2 rRNA genes are annotated in these 3,416 nt (G+C 56.6%); both read left to right on the top strand.

Features of this window, described 5'->3' with window-relative positions:
• Nucleotides 1-130 precede the first annotated feature (130 nt).
• A 16S ribosomal RNA gene (locus AC5020_RS16860) occupies nt 131-1,649 on the top strand.
• A 370-nt stretch (nt 1,650-2,019) separates the two neighbouring features.
• Nucleotides 2,020-3,416 (top strand): 23S ribosomal RNA (locus AC5020_RS16855); the annotation flags it as partial.

Below are 3,416 nucleotides of genomic sequence, written 5' to 3'. Positions count from 1 at the left end.
GTGCGCGTGTTGCTTGATATCTCAATAGCGTGTCTGTTTGTTGATGCCAATATTTGATTGGCAAATTTTAACGGATGATACAGCAGTTATATGCTGGTTGTTTGTTGTTTGCCAGGGTTTTTTCTATGTTTTCATGGAGAGTTTGATCCTGGCTCAGGACGAACGCTGGCGGCGTGCTTAACACATGCAAGTCGAACGATGACGACCGTGCTTGCACGGTCTGATTAGTGGCGAACGGGTGAGTAACACGTGAGTAACCTGCCCTTCACTTCGGGATAACCTCGAGAAATCGAGGCTAATACCGGATATGAGCTCGCACCGCATGGTGTGGGTTGGAAAGTTTTTCGGTGGGGGATGGACTCGCGGCCTATCAGTTTGTTGGTGAGGTAATGGCTCACCAAGGCGATGACGGGTAGCCGGCCTGAGAGGGCGACCGGCCACACTGGGACTGAGACACGGCCCAGACTCCTACGGGAGGCAGCAGTGGGGAATATTGCACAATGGGCGAAAGCCTGATGCAGCGACGCCGCGTGGGGGATGACGGCCTTCGGGTTGTAAACCTCTTTCAGTAGGGAAGAAGCGAAAGTGACGGTACCTGCAGAAGAAGCGCCGGCTAACTACGTGCCAGCAGCCGCGGTAATACGTAGGGCGCAAGCGTTGTCCGGAATTATTGGGCGTAAAGAGCTCGTAGGTGGCTTGTCGCGTCTGCCGTGAAAACCCGAGGCTCAACCTCGGGCGTGCGGTGGGTACGGGCAGGCTAGAGTGTGGTAGGGGAGACTGGAACTCCTGGTGTAGCGGTGAAATGCGCAGATATCAGGAAGAACACCGATGGCGAAGGCAGGTCTCTGGGCCATTACTGACACTGAGGAGCGAAAGCATGGGTAGCGAACAGGATTAGATACCCTGGTAGTCCATGCCGTAAACGTTGGGCACTAGGTGTGGGGGACATTCCACGTTTTCCGCGCCGTAGCTAACGCATTAAGTGCCCCGCCTGGGGAGTACGGCCGCAAGGCTAAAACTCAAAGGAATTGACGGGGGCCCGCACAAGCGGCGGAGCATGCTGATTAATTCGATGCAACGCGAAGAACCTTACCAAGGCTTGACATGCACCGGACGGCTGCAGAAATGTGGCTTTCTTTGGACTGGTGCACAGGTGGTGCATGGTTGTCGTCAGCTCGTGTCGTGAGATGTTGGGTTAAGTCCCGCAACGAGCGCAACCCTCGTTCCATGTTGCCAGCGCGTAATGGCGGGGACTCATGGGAGACTGCCGGGGTCAACTCGGAGGAAGGTGGGGACGACGTCAAATCATCATGCCCCTTATGTCTTGGGCTTCAAGCATGCTACAATGGTCGGTACAATGGGTTGCGAAGCTGTGAGGTGGAGCGAATCCCAAAAAGCCGGCCTCAGTTCGGATTGGGGTCTGCAACTCGACCCCATGAAGTCGGAGTCGCTAGTAATCGCAGATCAGCAACGCTGCGGTGAATACGTTCCCGGGCCTTGTACACACCGCCCGTCAAGTCACGAAAGTCGGTAACACCCGAAGCCGGTGGCCCATCCTTGTGAGGGAGCCGTCGAAGGTGGGATCGGTGATTGGGACTAAGTCGTAACAAGGTAGCCGTACCGGAAGGTGCGGCTGGATCACCTCCTTTCTAAGGAGCATCACCAGTAATTGGTGGCCATCTTCTCGCCCGAGTGTGGTGGGGGTGGTTGCTCAAGGGTGGAACATCAACGAATGGGCACTTCATCATCGTGTGAGTCGCTGGTACGTTCCCTTCGGGGTTCTGGAGCGTGGCTTGCGGGGTGGTTCGAGGTGGAGACACGCTATTGGGTTGTGAGGCTGCACGCGGCCTTCGGTCCGGGTCCTTCGGGGTCTGGGGTGCCGGGGGTGTGTGGCTGGTCCTCCCTGATGCTTGTGGCCGTGGTGGCTGTGGGTGTCGGTGTGGGGTTGTTTCTTGAGAACTGCATAGTGGACGCGAGCATCTTGTAAGCAATTTTGAAGATTTTGTGTCTTTGTGTGTTGCCTAAGTTATTAAGGGCGCACGGTGGATGCCTTGGCAAGAGGAGCCGACGAAGGACGTGGGAGTCTGCGAAAAGCCTCGGGGAGTTGACAACCGAACTGTGATCCGAGGATGTCCGAATGGGGAAACCCGCCGCGAGTCATGTCGCGGTACCCGCCACTGAATGTATAGGTGGTGTGGAGGGAACGCGGGGAAGTGAAACATCTCAGTACCCGCAGGAAGAGAAAACAAATAGTGATTCCGTGAGTAGTGGCGAGCGAAAGCGGAGGAGGCTAAACCTGGTCTGTGTGATACCCGGCAGGGGTTGCAGGTCAGGGGTTGTGGGACGTGTCTGGTCCGTCTGCCGGCGGACCGACGTGGACGTGTGCTGGTAGTCGAAGTCGTGGTGAGTGCGACGGCGTAGAGGGTGTGACCCCCGTAGACGAAACTGGCATGCGGCGTGACGCTGTTCCCGAGTAGCACCGGGCCCGTGAAATCCGGTGTGAATCTGCCAGGACCACCTGGTAAGCCTGAATACTACCTCTTGACCGATAGCGGACAAGTACCGTGAGGGAAAGGTGAAAAGCACCCCGGGAGGGGAGTGAAATAGTACCTGAAACCGTGTGCCTACAAGCCGTCGGAGCCTTTTGGGGTGACGGCGTGCCTTTTGAAGAATGAGCCTGCGAGTTAGTGGTCGGTGGCGAGGTTAACCCGTGTGGGGTAGCCGTAGCGAAAGCGAGTCTGAACGGGGCGTTCAGTCGCCGGCTCTAGACCCGAAGCGAAGTGATCTATCCATGGGCAGTGTGAAGCGCGGGTAAGACCGCGTGGAGGCGCGAACCCACTTCAGTTGAAAATGGAGGGGATGACCTGTGGATAGGGGTGAAAGGCCAATCAAACTTCGTGATAGCTGGTTCTCCCCGAAATGCATTTAGGTGCAGCGTTGCGTGTTTCGTGCCGGAGGTAGAGCACTGGATAGGCGATGGGCCCCACCGGGTTACTGACCTTAGCCAAACTCCGAATGCCGGTACGTGAGAGCGCAGCAGTGAGACTGTGGGGGATAAGCTTCATGGTCGAGAGGGAAACAGCCCAGAACATCAGCTAAGGCCCCTAAGCGTGTGCTAAGTGGAAAAGGATGTGGAGTTGCTTAGACAACCAGGAGGTTGGCTTAGAAGCAGCCACCCTTGAAAGAGTGCGTAATAGCTCACTGGTCAAGTGATTCTGCGCCGACAATTTAGCGGGGCTCAAGCACACCGCCGAAGCTGTGTCATCCAGATGTATGTCTGGATGGGTAGGGGAGCGTCGTACAGACTGCGAAGCCGCGGGGTGACCCAGTGGTGGAGGCTGTACGAGTGAGAATGCAGGCATGAGTAGCGAAAGACGGGTGAGAAACCCGTCCGCCGATTGATCAAGGGTTCCAGG

Source organism: Brachybacterium sp. SYSU DS0246 (assembly GCF_059391765.1).
The sequence above is the reverse complement of the archived record's forward strand: the minus strand, read 5'-3'. Positions and strand labels throughout refer to the sequence as shown.